Origin of the sequence: Rhizobium sp. T1470, from assembly GCF_042140505.1 — a bacterium.
GTDB lineage: Bacteria > Pseudomonadota > Alphaproteobacteria > Rhizobiales > Rhizobiaceae > Rhizobium > Rhizobium favelukesii.
In genome coordinates this window covers 296,048-314,531 of sequence record NZ_CP148094.1, presented here as the reverse complement: position 1 = coordinate 314,531, position 18,484 = coordinate 296,048, and the positions used below count along the sequence as shown (strand labels likewise).

General features: G+C 59.3%; 11 protein-coding genes and 5 pseudogenes. 8 read left to right on the top strand and 8 right to left on the bottom strand.

Features of this window, described 5'->3' with window-relative positions; translation table 11 throughout:
- Positions 1-99: 99 nt before the first annotated feature.
- Both WGT02_RS35845 and WGT02_RS35840 read left to right on the top strand, forming a co-directional pair.
- A complete protein-coding gene (locus tag WGT02_RS35845; protein WP_024318635.1) occupies positions 100-1,767 on the top strand; it encodes a GH32 C-terminal domain-containing protein in 1,668 nt (555 codons plus the stop codon).
- Positions 1,764-2,104 (top strand): annotated as a pseudogene (locus tag WGT02_RS35840) (PfkB family carbohydrate kinase); the annotation flags it as partial. The gene WGT02_RS35845 and the pseudogene WGT02_RS35840, both read left to right, overlap by 4 nt.
- 16 nt (positions 2,105-2,120) lie before the next feature.
- On the opposite strand, the pseudogene WGT02_RS35835 reads toward WGT02_RS35840, so the two are convergent.
- A pseudogene (locus WGT02_RS35835) lies at positions 2,121-2,581 on the bottom strand (NADPH-dependent F420 reductase); the annotation flags it as partial.
- A gap of 10 nt (positions 2,582-2,591) precedes the next feature.
- Between WGT02_RS35835 and WGT02_RS35830 the strand changes: the two are divergent.
- Positions 2,592-3,053 (top strand): aminotransferase class V-fold PLP-dependent enzyme, encoded by a 462-nt coding sequence (locus WGT02_RS35830; RefSeq protein ID WP_225040456.1) that lies wholly within the window; start codon positions 2,592-2,594, stop codon positions 3,051-3,053.
- Here WGT02_RS35830 and ltrA read toward each other — a convergent pair.
- Positions 3,022-4,431 (bottom strand): group II intron reverse transcriptase/maturase, encoded by a 1,410-nt coding sequence (gene ltrA, locus WGT02_RS35825; protein ID WP_208245311.1) that lies wholly within the window; start codon positions 4,429-4,431, stop codon positions 3,022-3,024. The two genes, WGT02_RS35830 and ltrA, sit on opposite strands and share 32 nt — an antisense overlap.
- Before the next feature lie 490 nt (positions 4,432-4,921).
- Between ltrA and WGT02_RS35820 the strand changes: the two are divergent.
- From WGT02_RS35820 to WGT02_RS35810, 3 genes and pseudogenes are all read left to right on the top strand, one after another.
- Positions 4,922-5,979: pseudogene (locus WGT02_RS35820) on the top strand (IS256 family transposase).
- A 205-nt stretch (positions 5,980-6,184) separates the two neighbouring features.
- A complete protein-coding gene (locus tag WGT02_RS35815; protein ID WP_024318632.1) occupies positions 6,185-6,856 on the top strand; it encodes a DUF938 domain-containing protein in 672 nt (223 codons plus the stop codon).
- A gap of 210 nt (positions 6,857-7,066) precedes the next feature.
- Positions 7,067-8,176, top strand: coding sequence for a sulfite oxidase (locus WGT02_RS35810; protein ID WP_210363019.1), 1,110 nt, complete (start codon positions 7,067-7,069; stop codon positions 8,174-8,176).
- Between the two features lie 407 nt (positions 8,177-8,583).
- On the opposite strand, the gene WGT02_RS35805 is transcribed toward WGT02_RS35810, so the two are convergent.
- From WGT02_RS35805 to WGT02_RS35780, 6 genes and pseudogenes are all read right to left on the bottom strand, one after another.
- Positions 8,584-9,777 (bottom strand): IS91 family transposase, encoded by a 1,194-nt coding sequence (locus WGT02_RS35805; RefSeq protein ID WP_040680937.1) that lies wholly within the window; start codon positions 9,775-9,777, stop codon positions 8,584-8,586.
- Between the two features lie 3 nt (positions 9,778-9,780).
- A complete protein-coding gene (locus WGT02_RS35800) occupies positions 9,781-10,686 on the bottom strand; it encodes a tyrosine-type recombinase/integrase (RefSeq protein ID WP_208245313.1) in 906 nt (301 codons plus the stop codon).
- 321 nt (positions 10,687-11,007) lie between these two features.
- A pseudogene (locus WGT02_RS35795) lies at positions 11,008-11,247 on the bottom strand (IS110 family transposase); the annotation flags it as partial.
- A 61-nt stretch (positions 11,248-11,308) separates the two neighbouring features.
- Positions 11,309-11,923, bottom strand: a complete 615-nt coding sequence (locus tag WGT02_RS35790) for a TetR/AcrR family transcriptional regulator (protein ID WP_024317829.1) — start codon at positions 11,921-11,923, stop codon at positions 11,309-11,311.
- A 142-nt stretch (positions 11,924-12,065) separates the two neighbouring features.
- Positions 12,066-15,163: pseudogene (locus WGT02_RS35785) on the bottom strand (efflux RND transporter permease subunit).
- On the bottom strand, positions 15,163-16,275 hold the full coding sequence (locus WGT02_RS35780) for an efflux RND transporter periplasmic adaptor subunit (RefSeq protein ID WP_024317827.1): 1,113 nt from the start codon (positions 16,273-16,275) through the stop codon (positions 15,163-15,165). The pseudogene WGT02_RS35785 and the gene WGT02_RS35780 overlap by 1 nt, the downstream one beginning before the upstream one ends.
- Before the next feature lie 98 nt (positions 16,276-16,373).
- Here WGT02_RS35780 and WGT02_RS35775 point away from each other — a divergent pair, with 98 nt between their 5' ends.
- Together WGT02_RS35775 and fabF are read left to right on the top strand one after the other, a co-directional pair.
- The gene (locus WGT02_RS35775) at positions 16,374-16,961 is read left to right on the top strand and encodes a TetR/AcrR family transcriptional regulator (protein WP_024317826.1); all 588 of its coding nucleotides are present in this window, start codon (positions 16,374-16,376) and stop codon (positions 16,959-16,961) included.
- Between the two features lie 191 nt (positions 16,962-17,152).
- A complete protein-coding gene (gene fabF / locus WGT02_RS35770) occupies positions 17,153-18,418 on the top strand; it encodes a beta-ketoacyl-ACP synthase II (RefSeq protein WP_029710350.1) in 1,266 nt (421 codons plus the stop codon).
- Positions 18,419-18,484: the final 66 nt, after the last annotated feature.

Genomic DNA, 18,484 nt, shown 5'->3' with positions numbered 1-18,484 from the left:
TCAAAGCGGACCGAGCGTAGCTAGAGCGTCTGTCAAAATTCAGTGACTATTCGGAGTGGTGTTCATGACGAACCAAATGGAAAACGGGAAGACGGCCCGTTGAAGCAAAACCTATTCCTACCCTCGGGGTACCGCTTGGAATTTTGGGCCGCGGGCGACGGCTTTCTTCGTATCAACATTGATGGGAAAACGGTTTGGCAGATTCCGTCATTTGCCATCCATCCGGAGTTTTTCAAGTATCACCACAGGGAAGCTTGCGAGGTCACCATTGTCACCAATGCGCCGGACGCAGTTCTTTGGGCCTATGGGTATCAGCCTCAAACCGTGAACGAGACCGGTATAACGGTGTTTGAATTTTCGGACAGAGGGATCCTTCAACGCACGGGTGCGGAAATTGAAAATTGGCTTCGGTCCGATCCGGATCGTCCTGCGCTTCATTTCTCGCCAATCCGTCATTGGATGAACGACCCCGTAGGTCTCTGCAAGATCGGCGATACCTGGCATATGTTCTACCAGTTCCATCCGAGCGGCAGTGGTTGGGGACCGATGCATTGGGGACATGCGACCAGCCGCGATCTGGTCAATTGGCTTCACATGCCGGTATTTCTGCATCCAGAACAGAACCTGTGGCGGCTCGGCGCCACAGGAGGCGCATTCTCCGGTAACGCCTTTCGGGATCGAGATGGAAGCTTGATGTTCTTTTACACCGAGCGCCTGCCCGCTTATGACCTTTTCAAGGGGTATCGGGAAATTCAGAAATTAGCGCGCCCAGATCGGCGGATGATCAAGGCGGAAGGGATTGTGACGGTTTTGGAGCAGCGTCCCGACGGGGTCGAGCACGATTTCCGCGATCCAAAGGTTTGGTGGGACGACGCAGCCAACGCCTATCGTATGGTCCTCGGCGCATCAATGGAGGGCGATCCCGCAGTGTTGTTGTTCGGCTCCGGCGACGGCCTCGAATGGCAATATCTCAGGCCGCTCTACCGCGCGCCGGTTAACTTCCGCCAAGAAGGTGCGCGTGCAGTGGAATGCCCGGATTTCTTCCGGCTGGAGGATAAGTGGGTTCTGGTGATGGGCTTTGTTGGCCATGTCGAACCACGAACACGGCGCCACAATCTCCTTTATGCCCTGATCGGCGAGTTTGTCGACGACTGCTTCGTACCCGACACGCCGGAACTGCAATTGCTGGATTTCGGGACTGACTATTACGCGATGCAGAGTGTCGAGTCAGACGGACGTCAGATCGCGTTTGCCTGGCTTTTCAACTGGGAATACCGCAAGCCTGAGGGTTCATCCTATTCTGGCGAGATGTCCCTGCCCCGTGTTCTAAGCCTGAGTGAAGACAGGAAGAGGCTGCGCATGCTGCCGGCGATGGAGGTCGACGAGCACCTTGTCGCCGATCTTATCGTCGAGGACAAAAGCGGCACATTCTCGCTACCGAAGGGTCCCATTGAAATAAGGCTTTCCGGAGCCTTGGAGGGCAGCAAGCTTGTCGCGACGCAGGGCGGCGAACTTGCTTTCGAGGTGAGCGTCGCCGACGGTATCCTGTCGATCCGGCTCGCCCAGGACGACGGCTCGATCCAATACGTGGCGGAGCTTGGCTGCGGGAAAGACCTTCGTCTGTTTCATGACCGCGGAATTGTCGAGATTTTTGCAGACGGTGGAAGTGTTTGCGGAACGCGCCGCGGCTACGCGAATATCGAGCCCGATCACCTGGACATCTCATCGTCCGCTTCAGCGCAGGTACTGGAAAGGTATTCGAAATGATCCTCTGCTGCGGCGAGGCTCTGATTGACATGATTCCGGCATCGACGGAAGCAGGGGATTCATACCTCATGCCGGCGGCGCCGTCTTCAACACTGCAATTGCTTTGGGACGACTTGGGACACGAACCGGCATGTTGGCCGGCCTGTCGAATGATCTGTTCGGAGAGCAACTTATCTCCGCGCTTCGGGAAAGCCGGGTCGACACATCGCATGTGATGGTATCTGGCCGGCCAACGACGCTTGCCTTCGTCAACCTCGAAGGAGGCCAAGGGAGTTACTGCTTCTTCGACGAAAATTCGGCGGGACGACAGCTTGGTCCCGATGATCTGACGGTGCTCTCGCCTTCGGAGGCACAGTCACGGTGCGGTTGCGGGCGACAATGTCGTCGTGAGTCAGGCTGTCGCCCCCTTCCATGAACCCCTTGATCAGAGTCTCGCGGTTATCCGCCGAGCGGTTGGCGTCTGCTTTTTCGAGAGCCGTTTTCAACTCATCGGCCGTCAGTTCCGTGCAATAAGCAGGTGTGCCTGGCTGCTGTCGCCATGATGTCGCAAGGCCCCCAGCGTCGAACGCGTCGAAGCCAGTCGCCTCTACCAGTTCCATGAGGCGCGACTTCTTTTCGGGATCATCGCCTGCTACCGGAAGGGCGATGCGACCGGGCTGCGTCTTGTCGAGGCCCCTTTCCGCAGGGTCGCGGCAAGCACCGCGTTCCAGGCTTTGATGATGGGTCGTTTGATCTGCTCGGTGACCCAGACCGCTTCCGGTTTGCCACCATCGACGTCGCTGATCGCTCCGTCCCGAAACGGGATATACTGCGCTTTCGGCCTGATGGATAGCGACGATGATATAGTAGAAGCCTATACCGCAGCCATCACGCCGCAGACCCGCATCCTTCAACTGACCCACACGTACCACTGGAATGGACGTGTCCTTCCCGTCAAACGACTTTGCGAGATAGCGCGGGAGCGCAAAATCATAACGATTGTCGATGGCGCACAGACATTTGCTCAAATGCCAGTCAGCTTTCGCGAACTCGATTGCAACTTCTTCATCACCAGCTTTCACAAATGGCTTGGCGCACCAGTCGGCAACGGCATGTTAATTGTCAACGAACGCCAGATCGACCGGACTTGGCCTTTGCTGGCGCCTTTTGACCAACCAGCCGATGATGGTCGAGTAGCTATGCCATTCGGCTTCGCCCTCACAGATCCGGGCGGGCGGATTTCCCGCACCCGGCTCTTCCCGAGAGTAACCCGCGTCATCTCCTGGCCTGCGCCCAAGTTCGAGTAATACGTGGGACTGGCAGCGCGAAGCGTGCGGTCAGGATTTCAAACTCCAACCAACTCATTCGCCGGCTTTTCTGACTTCGCCGCCTCAGGCAGCGGAACCATATGCGGCGTGTTTGCTTATAGAACCCGTTGAGCGCTGGATAGTTATGCGGCCTGCCGTAGTAGCCGTAGTGTCCACGCAGCACAGCGGCAAGCCACTTGTGCTGGGTAGCCAACGCCATGTGCATGTGCCGCCATGCTCCCTCGCGCAACGCCTTCAGCTTTCGCGTCAGGCGTTTCCCTTCCGTCTTGTGCTTCACGATAAACCTGCCATCACGGGTCACTCCACAATAGTGAATGAAGCCCAGGAAGGCGAAGGTCTCGGGCTTTCGCTCGCCACGCCGTTGCCGAGTCAAAGCCGCGAACCGGCCAAACTCGATCAGCCGCGTCTTGCCTTCGTGAAGCGCCAGGCCAAAACTGCCTAGTCGCTCCTTGAGGGCCAGAAGCATTTCCTGCGCATCATCCTTGTTCTCGAAGCCCATGACGAAGTCGTCGGCATAGCGCACGATCACAATTCGGCCGCGTGCATAGCGTCGACGCCATTGATGAACCCACAGGTCGAGGATGTAGTGCAGGAAGATGTTGGCGAGGAGCGGACTAATGCCAGCTCCTTGCGGGGTACCCTTGTCAGTCTCATACGTCTCGCCGCTCTCAAGGATTCCCGCCCGCAGCCACAGCTTGATAAGCTCGAGGATACGGGGATCGGCTATCCTGTGCGCCACCATCTGCAGCAGCCACTCGTGGTCAACCGAGTCAAAGAAGCTGCGGATGTCGGCATCGAGCACCCAATTCACGCGCTGGCTCATGATCGCTGTATGCAATGCATCCAGTGCCATGTGCGGGTTACGCCCTGGCCTGAAGCCATAGGAGAACCCGCAAAAGTCGGCCTCATAGACGGCACTAAGCACTTCAGCGACCGCGCCCTGGACGATCTTATCCTCCAGGGCGGGCACTCCAAGTGGCCGTTTTCCGCCATCGGCTTTTGGAATGTAAACACGTCGCACCGGCTGTGGCCGGTAGCGACCCGTGTGGACCCGTTCGCAGAGATCGTGGAGATTTTGCTCCAACCTCTCCTCGTACTTCGCCACAGTCATCCCATCGACGCCTGCGCTTGCCTGCCGCTTTTGCCGTCTGAATGCACGATGAAGCGCATTCAGATCGACGTGATGCAGCAGTGCAGTGAACCGAGTTTGGGCAGCATGTCTGGCTGCCGCGTTCACCCGCTCGAGGTTTGGCATCAGGATAACCCGGCTCTGCGTCCGGACCCTGGCCTCCTCTTGCGAGATCCTCTCGGGCCGGTCCCTTCCCTCCACGCGTTTCGTTTCCTTCAACGGTTTCATTGGTACTATGAACCAGTCCGACTCCCGACCTCAGCTCGGTCAACAACTCCGGCAGTGCCTTGTTGCTGACCCCCACCAGAGACCAGTCTGGCGGACCCGGTCGGGCCTCTCATGTTCCGATAACTGCCTTCCATGCGTGATCCGGCCATCGACCCCGACGGAGCGGCATCATCTCGCGTAACGACGATACTCATGTTGCCTTCGTGTTTAGGGAACACACTCGGCCTCCGTGAACATCCACCTTTCGAGGCTCATTCCCGCACCCCGCATGGCTCCTGTCTACACTTCAGACCCCGCGTTACCGCGACGCCCGCAAGACTCGGTCCCGGCTTGCCTGCTCGGGCTTTGGCCGGATGGGACTTGCACCCACAAGCAGTTATCAGCTTGGCATGACGTACTCCCAGGAAGTGGTGTAGCAGGGTAGCGGTGGTCACCAGTGTTTTCCGGTAGGGTCGGGTTGTTGAAGACCAACCTGATGGAAAGACCACCGATGACCGACGATATGATGAACGTGCGCTCGCTTGTTGAGAAGAGTGCTGACGCCGATTTGTTGCGTGAGATGATCGGCTTTGCGGCCGAGCGGCTGATGGAGCTGGAAGTCGGCAGTGCGACCGGTGCTGGCTACGGCGAGAAGAATGCGATGCGGTTGGCGCAACGCAACGGCTACCGCGACCGGGACTGGGAGACACGCGCCGGAACGGTCGAGCTTCGCATTCCGAAGCTGCGCAAGGGCAGCTATTTCCCAAGCTTCCTCGAACCGCGTCGCATGGCGGAGAATGCCCTGACGGCGGTCATCCAAGAAGCCTACATTCAAGGGATTTCGACCCGTTCTGTCGACGATCTCGTCAAGGCGATGGGCATGAGCGGCATCTCCAAAAGCCAGGTAAGCCGCCTGTGCGAAGAGATCGACGTCAAGGTAAAGGCGTTCCTCGAAAGACCCATCGAAGGAGATTGGCCTATCTCTGGATCGATGCCACCTATCTGAAAGTCAGACGCGGCGGTCGCATCGTTTCCGTTGCGGTCATCATCGCCGTCGGCGTCAACAGTGATGGCCGGCGCGAGGTACTGGGTATGGAAGTCGGTACGTCCGAAGCCGAGCCGATCTGGACGGAGTTCCTGCGCAAGCTTACGCGCCGAGGTTTGCGCGGCGTGAAGCTCGTCGTCTCAGATGCGCATGAAGGGCTCAAGGCCGCGGTCACCAAGGTTCTCAGCGCCACATGGCAAAGATGCCGGGAAGAGGATGTGCTGGCCTACATGACGTTCCCGAAAGAGCACCGGGCAAAGCTGCACTCGACCAATCCAATCGAGCGCCTCAATGGCGAGATCAAGCGCCGCACCGAGGTTGTTGGCATCTTTCCCAACGACGAAGGCATAGTCCGTCTCGTCGGCGCATTGCTGCTCAAACAGAGCGATGAGTGGGCCGTTCAGCGGGCTAGGTACATGACACTTGAGACTATGGCGTCGATGAGCGATGATCCGCAAATCGGCCTGCCTGCAGTCGCACGCCGATATCCCCCTCCGGCTGTTGCCGGAAAGCACGGCCATTAGCCGCGAGCTACACCACTCCCTGGGACATCATCTTTTCGAAAGCAGACCTTGAGCCTGGCGGGCGCATGATCTGACGCGAAGTGGACGTTCGGTCGCCCTCGAACGCACGCGCCGACGCCCCCTTCGTAAGTCCGAAATCCTTGGTTTCAGTCCCATCATTTCAGCTATAAGGTGGGAGACATCGCCCAAAGGGGATTCAAGGCCAATGCCCCCAGAGAAGAAGGACCGTTCGCCTGTTGCGCTGGAACAGCGCGACGTAAGCGCCGACCAGCGCATGTTCTCGCCTTCTGTTGCGCGAAATTCGGCGCCGATCCTCGCGGTCCTAAAACGTGTCCTTCCAACACATGGCGCCGTGCTGGAGATTGGATGCGGGACCGGCGAGCACGCCGTGTGTTTTGCGGGAGCAATGCCCAACCTCACCTGGCAGCCGAGCGATCCGGATGCCGACGCCCGCACCTGCACGTCTAGCTGGATCAAATTCGCAGGGCTGAAGAATGTGCTGGCACCGCGGGATATTGATGTGTGCTCAGGACAATGGGGCGTCGAACAAACGGGGCATTTTGACGCCATCATGTCGATCAATATGATCCATATCGCGCCATGGGCGGCAAGCTTAGGATTGTTCGCAGGAGCTGGCCGTTTGCTTCACGCTGGTGGGCTTCTTCTTCTCTACGGTCCATTCATGCGCGACGGGGCACACAACGCCCCCTCGAACGCTGCTTTCGACGCGGCTCTAAAGGAGCGCAACCCATCCTGGGGTGTGCGTGATATCGCTGATCTTGAACAAGTGGGTGAGGCCGCTGGACTTAATCTCCGCGAGACGATTGAGATGCCTACCAACAATATGTTGCTGGTCTTCTCCAGCAGTAGTGCCTGAACGACAAGTGGGCGCGAAAGAGACGTGGGCCTATAGCAGCATTCGGCCCCTTTGCTGCCGTTCGAGGTCGATCCGAGGAACGTGCGGTATGTGCTAGAATGCGGCCCGAAGGCGGAATGCGACAGACGCGGTGCGAGGGGCGGTGTGATCGTACCGGAATTCGCGCGACCGAGAGCCGACGTTGTGCTCTTGAAAGGGGAGACGAGGACGATGCCGACACCACATCAGCCCAGTCTAATAGTTCGACAGAAATCCCCACAGAACATCGAGTTTCCGTTTGCGTCGCTCTCCGATTGGCTGATCCCAACCGAGCTGTTCTTCGTGCGAAACCATTTCCCATCGCCGGACCTCGATGCGCGAGACTGGAGATTGCGCGTTGGCGGGGCGGTGGAGCGGCCGATCGAACTTGACCTCGACAGCATCAAGGCGATGCGGAGCACGACTTTCACCGCCGTCGTCGAGTGTGCAGGGAACGGGCGCGTCTACTATGTGCCGCCGAAGGAGGGGTTGCAGTGGCAGAACGGAGCCGTCGGCAATGCCGCGTGGACAGGTGTTCTTCTGCGCGAGATTTTGGAAATGGCGGGCGTTAAGCGAACCGCACGTGAGGTTCTGCTCGCAGGCGCCGACAGCGGCGTCGTCGACACGAACAAGAAAACGGCTTCTCCCGGCCCCATCGCTTTTGCGCGCAGTTTACCGCTTGAGAAGGCCATCGCTGACAGCACGATCCTTGCCTATTCGATGAACGAGGAGCCGTTGACGCGCGATCACGGCTACCCGCTACGCGCGGTCGTGGGTGGCTGGTTCGGCATGGCTTGGGTCAAGTGGATCACGCATATCACGGTTGTGGAGCAACCGTTCCTTGGCTACTGGCAGGCGCGCGACTATTTCCGTTGGGAGCGCAGCCTCGGGGAACCCAGGCTGGTCCCCCTTGCGGAGATGGAGGTCAAAGCGCAGATCGCGCGTCCCGTACAGGGGGCGCATCTCATCGTCGGCCAACCGTACCGGATTTTCGGAGCCGCCTGGAGCGGAGAGGCTGTTATCCGGCAGGTGCAGGTCTGCACCGGAGATGGCAGGGGCTGGCGCGAGGGGAGGCTCCTCGAAACAGAACGTCCCTTTGCATGGCGCTTGTGGGAGTACATGTGGACCCCTGAAGAAGTGGGGCGATATATACTGCGATGTCGCGCGATCGATGGGGCGGGGTGCGTGCAGCCCGACCTCCAGCGTTCCGACTGCGAGAGCTACGCGGCCAATTGGATCGTTCCGGTGGAGGTTAGTGTCGTTGCCGAGCCACAGACGTACGAGGAGGAATTCGTGATCTAATCACCCGCATGGGGCGCAATGGCGGCTTTTGGCGCAACGCGGCCCGCGTTGTCACTGCGTCATGTCCGCTTTGCAGCAACGGCGGCCGGTGGCTCGATGACCACTATGGTGAAGGGTTTCGGGTGCCGTCAGGCGTACGAAAGCCTCTCATGCAGGAACCCGCGGTCGGCATTCCGTGAGCTATGGGGTTTTGTGTATCGGATCTTCCGGCGGGCCGCTGCTCGCAGCGTCGCTTGTCGGTCCCAGCGGGTGAAGATTGGTGTTTTCGGGTGTGACGGCCGAGAGTTTCGTGGTGATTGGGAGAGCGTTTGGCCGGTTGGAAGCCAGCGCCATTCGGACTGGCGCAGGCCCTCCCGTTGGCCGGCTCTGTTTTGAGTGGACCATATGAATGGATCTGCCATGCCGGGTCATGACGCACTCTCCCGGTTCGTTGTTGCCTTATCTGGCGGTCCGCGCGGTTGCCGCCAGCGTTCGAACACCTTGACGACGATCATACGTCCGCCGCAGCATGGGCATGGCGGGCGGATATCGTTCGGCTCATCGGTTGCGTCGTCAGCGGGCGGCGGGACAGCGTTCAGGAGTTCGCGGGCGCGAGCGATGCTGATCTTTCGGGAGCTGCCGGCGAGCAGACCGTAATGCCGGATGCGGTGGAACCCGCGCGGCAGGACATGGAGCAGGAAGCGGCGAATGAACTCGACGGTCGCGAGCGTCATGATTTGCTGCCGGTCGCGGCCGTCGCGGCGGTAGTCCTTGTAGCGGAAGGTGACACCGGTCTCGTCGAACGAGATCAGACGACTGTTCGAGATGGCCACCCGGTGCGTATATCGTGACAGATAGGCAAGAACCGCCTCAGGTCCCGCGAAGGGCGGCTTGGCATAAACGACCCAACGCTTCTTTCGCACCGGCGACAGGTACCGTACGAATGCCCGACGGTCAGTGAGATGCGCAGCCGAACCGAAGAAGGCGAGCCGCCCGGCATCGTGGAGTTGGAGCAGTCTCGTGAGGAACAAGCGCCGGAAGAGCTTGCCTAGCACACGCACCGGCAAGAGGAATGCAGGACGTGACGATATCCAGCGTGACCCATCAAGGGAGATGCCGCCGCTTGGCACGATCATGTGAACATGGGGATGATGGGTCATGGCCGATCCCCATGTGTGCAGCACGGCGGTCATGCCGATGCGCGCGCCGAGATGCTTCGGATCGGCGGCGATTGTCAGCATCGTTTCCGATGCGGCCTTGAACAGAAGGTCGTAGACGAGCGCCTTGTTGTAGAAGGCGATCGCGGCGATCTCGGCAGGCAGCGTGAAGACGACATGGAAGTATCCGACCGGCAAGAGATCAGCCTCGCGCTCGGCGAGCCATGTGCGTGCGGCGGCGCCCTGGCACTTCGGGCAATGCCGGTTCCGGCAGGAATTGTAGGCAATGCGCCACTCTCCGCAATCCTCGCAGGCCTCGACATGGCCGCCCAATGCAGCGGTGCGGCAGTGCTCGACCGCCGACATCACTTTGAACTGGGCCAAGCTGAGGTGTCCCCCATGGGCTTTCCGATAGGTCGGCCCGGCAACACGGAAGATATCGGCGACCTCAATCGAGGTGCGCATGGCTCAGCCGTCGGGCGTTTTGCCTTCCATCAGCGCCATCAGCCGGTCGAGGGGCCCTGCGACCGCGTGAATAGTCCGGGTGGAGACCTTCGCATAGAGCGCGGTCGTCTCCAGCTTGCTATGTCCGAGCAGAACCTGGATGACGCGGATATCGGTGCCATCCTCCAGAAGGTGGGTGGCAAAGCTGTGCCGTAGGGTATGCGGGCTGACGCGCTTGTGGATGCCGGCGACCTCCGCAGCTTCCTGAACCGCGCGATGCAGTTGCCGCGACGAGATCGGGTCGGTGCGACTGCGCCCCGGAAACAGCCAGCCATGAGGCAGCATCACGCCGCGCCGCTTTCCTTCGCGCCACCACAGTCGCAGCAGTTCAAGGAGTTGCGGAGAAAGCAGGGCATTGCGATCCTTGCGTCCCTTGCCTTGTTCAACGCGGATCAGCATGCGCGTCGAGTCGATGTCATCGACCTTGAGATGCGCGACCTCGGAGACGCGCAAGCCCGCGCCATAGGCCACGCCAAGCGCCGCTTTGTATTTGATGCCTGGCGCCGCCTCGAGCAACCGCGCAGCTTCCTCCATGCTCAGCACATCGGGTAGCTTGCGTGGATTGCGGGTTATCACCAGCGCTCGCGCCAGATCCCGCCGCTTTAGCGTCACCGCAAACAGAAAGCGTAGCGCCGAAACCGTGCCGTTGATCGTGGCCGGACCCACACCGTTCTCATGCTGATACAACTGGAAATGTCGTATGTCCTCGACCATTGCGGTGTCAGGGGTACGCCCAAGAAACGTGGCGAAGCGCCGGACATGACGGATGTAGTCCTGCTGACTGTGGGATCCCAACCCTCGCATCACCATGTCTTCCTGCATGCGCTGGCGAAGCGGGGTGGTCGGGGCATCATTGGAGAAGCTGGCCATTGAACGTTCCTCTCGTTGAAGGGAACTCAATGGTCAGGCAACACCAACAGCCTGCCCAGAACTTCAGATAATCACACCAACCTCACCGCGCACGCCCTCCCGCGAAGCGGGTTCGTGCATGATGGCGCAGTGCTGCCGTTCACAGACCTAAGGGTGGACGTCGCTCTCGGTCAAGAGTGCCGTTCGTCCACGAGACTGTGCACGGCTCGTTTCCATCGCATCGCTTGCATTTACCGGGGCGTCCACACACGTTCAACTGGATCCGCCAGCGCTGATCAGGCCCTGGGGATTGGAATAGTTTTGCCGCTGGGCTGTCGTCGCTCAGGCGGATTTCATGACCGCCCCCTCGATGACGACGCCGGCGCTTACATATTTCCATAGCGCCACCAGCAGCTTGCGGGCGAGCGCCACGATCATCGACTTTTTGAAGCGTCCGCCATTGCGTGCGACGCGTTCCTTAAACCAGCACGAGAGCATTGAACCCGGTTGGTAGCGCAGCCATAACCACGCAAGCTCGACCATCGCCGTTCGCAGCCGTGGATTACCCGCTTTTGAGACGCCCAGGCGACCGCAATTGCAATCGAGCCGAATCCATAACTCTGGTTGCGTCTAGCGGAGGATGCTAGTCAGGACAGCCGAGAGCTCTGAATATAAAACGGATCTGGTCACGCAAGCCCGCCTCGGTATGTTCACCGCTTTGGACTCCCTGCTCGACGAGAATGGGGTGGTAGAACGGCATGAAGGCGTTCATTATACTTCGGGCGGCTTGCGCGGCATCTTCAACACCAAACTCGTGTGCGGCCATCCCTTCGCGAACAATCGTCTCGATGATCACCACGATCTGGTCACTATGGGCTCTGATGATTGCCCAGTTCTCCTCCGTTGCTGCGACGATCAGATCGTGGACCGGCTTCTCTTTGATGAACGTCGTTTTTCTTTTCTGGTGGAGGATATTCAAAAGATCTACGAGCTTCTCGTGAGCCGGCGCCTGCATCCGGGCGATCGCATCTGCGCGCCGAGCAGTTTCCGCGAAGAAGCGGCCACAGATCGACCTGTTGATTGCCGCCCTCGAGGGAAAAAAACGGTAGATATTGGCGCTGCTCATTCCGAGGCAGGATGCAATGTCGGCCACCGAGGTCTTTTGGTAACCGATGCGGCGAAAGTGCTCTTCCGCCACATCCAGAATCCGCTCCCGAAAGAGGTCGACGTCAATCTCTATACGGGTACGGCGGCTCATGGCGTCTCCAGCGCGAAGTTTCTAACCAACTGGCGTTCCTAGACACCTCCGATTTTTGCCGGTGGTCCGCTTCTCTGACGCACATCGGCAGGCATGGGAAATAGCACGTGAGAAACCGGCGCGACGTCTTGAACACGAAACGCTACTCAGCGGCCATCGCCCTCGGTGGCTCCAGCTCATCAATCGTTTCTCCATGTCTCTCCTCTCTCGTTGGCTTGATCCGAAACCACACAGCGTAAAGCGCTGGCAGAAAGAGCAGGATCATCACTGTGCCCGCTGCCGTTCCGCCAATCAGTGTGTATGCCATCGACCCCCAGAACACCGAATGCGTTAAGGGTATGAATGCGAGAATGGCTGCCAGCGCAGTCAGGATCACGGGTCGTGTCCGCTGCACCGTCGCTTCAATAACGGCATGATAGTCGTCGAGGCCAGCCGCCTTGTTTTCCTTGATTTGCTCAGTCAGGATCAGCGTGTTGCGCATGAGGATACCGGCCAATCCTATCAGTCCGAGAATGGCGTTGAAGCCGAAAGGCTGATTGAACAGGAACAGGGTCGGGACGACTCCGGCAAGTCCGAGGGGCGCGGTTAACATCACCATCGTCATCGTCGACAGGCTGCGCACCTGGAGGATAATGACAATCAACATGGCCGCGATCATCAGCGGAAAAACCTGAACAAGTGCGACATTGGCCTTGAGCGACTCCTCGATATTGCCGCCCATCTCGATGCGATATCCAACCGGAAGCGATGCGATGAGCGGCTGAAGTGCCTTCATGACCTGCTGGGAAACTTCCGGGGGTTGCGTCGACTCGTTGATATCGGAGCGTATCGTGATCACCGGCGTGCGGTCACGGCGCTTCAGGATTGGCTCCTCGAACCGGATCTCCGAATGCCCGATCTGATCGAGGGGGACCTGACGGCCATCCCTGCTCATGAGCGAGAAATCGCTCAGCCGTGACGGATCAAGTCGGTTATCACCTGCGCTGCGTGCGACAACGGGGACGTTGCGGATGTTGTCGCGCACCTGTGTGACCGGAATGCCGCTGAGCAGCAACTGCATCTGCTGGGCTGCCTCCGAGGGTGAGAGACCGATCAGATTGAGCCGGTCCTGATCCGGAACAAACCGCAGCACAGGGGTTCGGTTGCCCCAATCCCGGTTGGCCTGTCGTACATCGGGTACACTTTTCATAATTGCCAGGGCTTGCTCGGAAATCTTGTACAACTCATCCTGATCCGGTCCCATGATCCGAAACTCGACCGGAAACGGCGTGTAGGGGCCAAATACAAGCTGCGTTACACGGACAGATGCTTCAGGAACGATCCCTTCCGAAATGGCGGCGCGAAGGCGGTGCTTCAAATCCTCGCGTGCATGGGCATCGGGCGTCAGCACAACGACCTTGGCGAAAGCAGGATCGGGAAGTTCCGGCGCCATGGCAAAGAAGAAGCGGGGAGCGCCCTGCCCTACATAGCTGGTTACGATTTTCGCTTCCGGCTGCGTTTGCAGCCAGGCTTCGACTTTCTCTACTGCGGCTGTCGTGGTTTCGATGCTCGTACCTTCGGGCATACGAACTTCGACCAGCACCTCGGGCCGATCCGATGTCGGGAAGAACTGTTGTTTTACGCTTCCCATCCCGACGACCGAAACAGCCATCGTGATGCCGACCACAGCGCAAGTCACGAACTTGTGGCGAACCGCAAACTTGATGATGGAGCGCAGGCGCCGGTAGTTCGGCGTATCATAGATGGCGTGGTGTCCGCCTTCGACCGGTTTGATGTTCGGCAGCATTTTTACACCGAGGTATGGCGTAAAGGTCACCGCGATGATCCAGGAGACGATCAGGGCGAACCCCACGACCCAGAAGATGTTGCCAGCGTACTCACCAGCCGTCGATCGAGCGAAGCCCACAGGCATCAGCCCGATAATCGTGACCAGCGTACCGGACAGCATCGGCGCCGCCGTATGGCTCCAGGCATAGGCGGCCGCCTTGATGCGGTCCATGCCCTCTTCCATCTTCACGACCATGACTTCGATCGCGATGATAGCATCGTCCACTAGAAGCCCCAGTGCAAGGATCAATGCGCCAAGCGTAATACGATCGAAAAACCGTCCGGTTTCCAGCATGATGAGGAAGACGACGGCGAGCGTCAGCGGCACAGCAAGCGCCACAACGATGCCGACGCGCCAGCCCAAAGCGACCAGGCTGACGAACAGCACGACGCCAAGCGCCATGGCGAACTTCAGCATGAACTCGCCGACCGCCTCGTCAATATTGACGGCCTGATCGCTGACTTTCGTGAGCGTCATGCCGAGCGGCAGTGTCTGCGCGATCGCGGCGGACCGCGCTTCAAGCGCCTTGCCGAGCTCAAGGCCATTCCAGCCCGGTTGCATCACTGCACCCAGCATGATTGTCGGCTCGCCCTCATGGCGGATGATGTAGGTTGCGGGATCCTGATAGCCGCGCCGCACATCCGCCAGATCGGAGAGCTTCAGCGTCCGGCTGGCCGCAGCGATCGGCGTGTCGGCAATCGCCTGCACACTGTTATAGGCTCCGTCGAAACGGATGAAGACCTGGGGGCCACGCGTGTCGATAGAGCCGGCCGGCGTGACCGTGTTCTGTCTTTGCAAGGCTGCGGCGATATTCCGAGTGTTGCCAGTTTGGCATAGGAGAATTCGACGAAAATCTGTTCTGGGCGCTCTCCGAGAATGTTGATTTTCTTGACGCCCGGAACATGCAGGAGATCCTGACGGATGACCTCCGCCTGGCGAACGAGGTCGCGCATCGGCATCCCCTTCGCCTTCAGTGCGTAAAGTCCGAAGCTCACGTCCGAGTATTCATCATTGACAAAGGGACCCATGACACCGGGCGGAAGATTTCGGGCTTCGTCGCCGAGCTTTTTGCGAGCCTGATAGAACTCTTCTGCGACGGCGCTCGCCGGAGTATTATCCTTCAGTGTCACGGTGAGGAAGGCGTAGCCAGGCCGCGTCGTTGTTTCGACACGGTCGTACCAGGTGAGTTCCTGGATACGCTTCTCAAGCGGCTCAGCGACAAGGTCCTGCATTTCTCGCGCCGTAGCGCCCGGCCAAACCGAGGTGACCGTAAGGGTTTTGATGGTGAAGGAGGCATCCTCAGCCCGGCCCAGCTTGACGAAGGCGTAGGCTCCTGCGGCGGCCAAGAGGACTATGAAGAATAACGTGACGGCGCGTTCGCGGACAGCGATGGCGGAAAGATTGAAGCTCATTATTTCGTCACCTCTTGCTGCGAGGCAATCCTGACGGCCGCACCATCGTCGAGGAGATGCGCGCCCAGAGCAACAACCTGCTCGCCAATTCCAATTCCCGTGACAAATGCCGTTTCCTCGCCGATCTGCTGAACTTTGACCGGGGTGAACTTAACGGTGGATGTGCCGCCATCAACAGCCCACACACCCGTGCGGTTACCGTCGTCCAGGATGGAGCCTACGGGAACAGCGACCTCCAACTGCCTGTCCGCGTCCAGAATTTTAATCGTCACCGTCGAGCCGAGCGGAGCAGATGCGGCGGAGCCTTCAAGAACATAACGCGCGTCATAAGTCCGGGTCTGGGGATCGGCAGCGTCGGAAATCTGTCGCAAACGAGCTTTTCCGCTGAGACCGTCGCCTCCGTAGACACTGGCCTCCGCCACGGACCCTAGCCGGGGTCGTAAAGTCTCAGGTAGCCACACAACAGCTTCCCGCGGTCCAGCCTGCGCGAGTTGAACCACCGTCTGGCCTGCTGTCACGACTTGCCCGGGATCTCCAAGCGTATTGACGACCGTTCCATCCGAATCTGCGAGAAGAACGGAATAGGTGGCCGCATTTTCCGCAACCTTGGCGTCGGCTTCAGCCGCGGCGAGCTGTGCGGAGGCCGTATCGAGAGCCGCCTTTGCCTGTTCATAACGCTGTTGAGTGGCAGCCAATCCATTTTTCACCAGCGTCGCATATCGTTTTTCATCTGCCTGTGCTTGGGTCAGGACGGCACGCGCTGCGGTAACCGTATTGCGCTTCGCTGTCAGCGCGAGCTGGAGATCGGTTTCATCAATGCGCATCAGGGTCTGGCCTTGTCTCACTTGCTGGCCCACATCGACCATCCGCTGAACGATCTTGCCCGGGACCCGAAACCCGAGGTTGCTCTGTACGCGCGAAGCGACCGTGCCGGTAAACGAGCGCTCCGCCGTTTCCGTCTTTGTCGCTTCTGCCACCCTTACCAGTGGTGAAGCCGTCCGTGGGTCCGCAGCCTCGGCTTCCCGCTTAGGGGATTCGAAAACCAGGAAAAAGGCAGCCGCCCCCGCCGCTGCAACGAGACCCACGAAAGTCAGGACATGTTTGCGTTTCATTTTAAGTTCTCTTCTTGACCAGCGACCGGGATGATTTAGATTGCGATCTAACTCTATTTGCGTTATAGATGTCAAATGAAATCTAATCGGAGATCAATATGAGAGTGAGCCGCGCACAGGCCGAGGAAAATCGAGAGACCGTGATCAACGTCGCCAGCCGTCTGTTTCGAGAGCACGGCTTCGATGGTATTGGCCTCAAGGATCTGATGAAGGGTGCCGGCCTGACGCAAGGCGGGTTCTACAAGCAGTTCTCATCCAAGGACGATCTCGCAGCCCAGGCGTCCAGGCGCGCACTGGAAAGCGCTACGCGGAGATGGTCGACGGCGGCCGCGACCAGCTCCGATCCCCTTGAAGCAGTCATGGAGTTCTATCTCTCACCGGGCCATCTCGGGGAAAAGGCCGACGGTTGCCCTTTGGTGGCGTTGGGATCGGACGCGGCCCGGCAGAATGCAGAAGTTAGACGCCCTTTCGAGGATGGGATCCGGGCTCACTTTGAGGTGCTGGATGAACTGATGGGCGACGCCCGGAGCTCCAATCCCAGCGGCAAGGCGATGGCGATACTGTCTCTCATGGTGGGCGCCGTCACGCTGTCGCGGATTATGGAGGACGAGAGTTTGTCGCAAGGCATCCTCGACGCAGCTGCTGGCGAAGTCAGGCGCATTGCGCACGGTGATGATGTCGCCTGAAGGCTGTCGTTGGGTTCGATGACCTGGTGCGGATGAGGACCCGCGTTGAGCTATCGCCCGAATGTGCGGGCACAGCGCCCGCCCTTTGAACTCTTGCGCAAACTGCATGATTTGAGAATGGGTCTGGCGGTATCGTCGGCCGGCACGCTTGAGGCGTGCCAATTTTTAATAAGAAGACAAGTGGAAAACAGATGCGTCGTATCGTTGTAACAGGAATGGGAGCTGTCAGCCCCCTTGGAGCCAATGTCGGTATCTCTTGGGCACGTCTCCTTGCGAGTCGAAGCGGCATTCGGCGACTGGGAGACGACGTGGTCGGAGACCTCCCGTCAAAAATAGGGGGAGTGGTCCCCTCGTTCACTGAAGATCCTGAAGGCGGCTTCGATCCGGATACGGTCCTGGCGCCGAAGGACCAACGCAAGGTCGACCGGTTCATCATCTTCGCACTGGCGGCCGCTGAAGAGGCGCTCGCGCAGGCGAAGTGGAAGCCGGTTTCGAATGATGACCGGCTGCGAACCGCGACGATCATCGCTTCGGGTATCGGCGGCTTTCCCGCAATCACCGAAGCGGTCCGCACCGTCGATCAACGCGGTGTCCGCCGTCTTTCGCCCTTCACCATACCGTCGTTTCTCGTCAACCTCGCAGCGGGACAAGTCTCGATCCGTTTCGGCTTCAAGGGTCCCCTCGGCGCGCCCGTGACGGCATGTGCTGCCGGTGTTCAGGCGATCGGCGATGCCGCCAGGCTAATCCGATCCAATGAAGCTGACATTGCGATATGCGGCGGAACGGAAGCCTGCATGAATATCGTCAGTCTTGGGGGCTTTGCCGCCGCCAGATCGCTATCGACCGGCTTCAACGAAACCCCGAGCCAGGCATCCCGCCCTTTCGACATGATGCGCGATGGCTTCGTTATGGGCGAGGGATCGGGCATGTTAGTCATCGAAGCGTTGAGCCATGCACTTGCTCGCGGTGCCACGCCGCTTGCCGAACTCGTCGGATACGGCACGACAGCCGACGCCCATCACATTACCTCCGGTCCCGAAGATGGGAACGGCGCGCGCAGAGCCATGGAGATCGCTATCGCGCAGGCTGGAATAGCCGCGCATGAGATCGGTCATCTGAACGCGCACGCCACCTCGACACCAGTTGGAGATCTCGGTGAGATCAGGGCCATCAAGACTGTGTTCGGTTCCGACAACACCATCGCTGTGAGCGGTACGAAATCAGCCACAGGACATCTGCTCGGCGCGGCTGGTGGACTGGAAGCTATCTTCACGATTTTGGCGCTCAAGAACCGGATCGCGCCACCGACCCTGAACCTGAGTTCTCCGGATCAGGAAGCCGACGGTATCGACTTCGTCGCAAACCAAGCGCGCCAATTAGACGCTGAATACGCAATATCCAACGGTTTCGGCTTTGGCGGGGTCAATGCCAGCGCACTCTTCAGACGGTGGACATAAAGGGATTAGTGGTAGCAATCCACCGTTGGCTGACACTCATCGCAGCGGCCGCCCCGTCCTGAAACT

Coding starts and splice junctions, on each gene's coding strand:
- WGT02_RS35780 (WP_024317827.1), bottom strand. CDS start 16,275: ATGAAACGCAAACATGTCCTGACTTTCGTGGGTCTCGTTGCAGCGGCG.
- WGT02_RS35800 (WP_208245313.1), bottom strand. CDS start 10,686: ATGGCCAGCTTCTCCAATGATGCCCCGACCACCCCGCTTCGCCAGCGC.
- WGT02_RS35805 (WP_040680937.1), bottom strand. CDS start 9,777: ATGCGCACCTCGATTGAGGTCGCCGATATCTTCCGTGTTGCCGGGCCG.
- WGT02_RS35775 (WP_024317826.1), top strand. CDS start 16,374: ATGAGAGTGAGCCGCGCACAGGCCGAGGAAAATCGAGAGACCGTGATC.
- fabF (WP_029710350.1), top strand. CDS start 17,153: ATGCGTCGTATCGTTGTAACAGGAATGGGAGCTGTCAGCCCCCTTGGA.
- WGT02_RS35830 (WP_225040456.1), top strand. CDS start 2,592: ATGGATAGCGACGATGATATAGTAGAAGCCTATACCGCAGCCATCACG.
- WGT02_RS35790 (WP_024317829.1), bottom strand. CDS start 11,923: ATGAGCCGCCGTACCCGTATAGAGATTGACGTCGACCTCTTTCGGGAG.
- WGT02_RS35810 (WP_210363019.1), top strand. CDS start 7,067: ATGCCGACACCACATCAGCCCAGTCTAATAGTTCGACAGAAATCCCCA.
- ltrA (WP_208245311.1), bottom strand. CDS start 4,431: ATGAAACCGTTGAAGGAAACGAAACGCGTGGAGGGAAGGGACCGGCCC.
- WGT02_RS35815 (WP_024318632.1), top strand. CDS start 6,185: ATGCCCCCAGAGAAGAAGGACCGTTCGCCTGTTGCGCTGGAACAGCGC.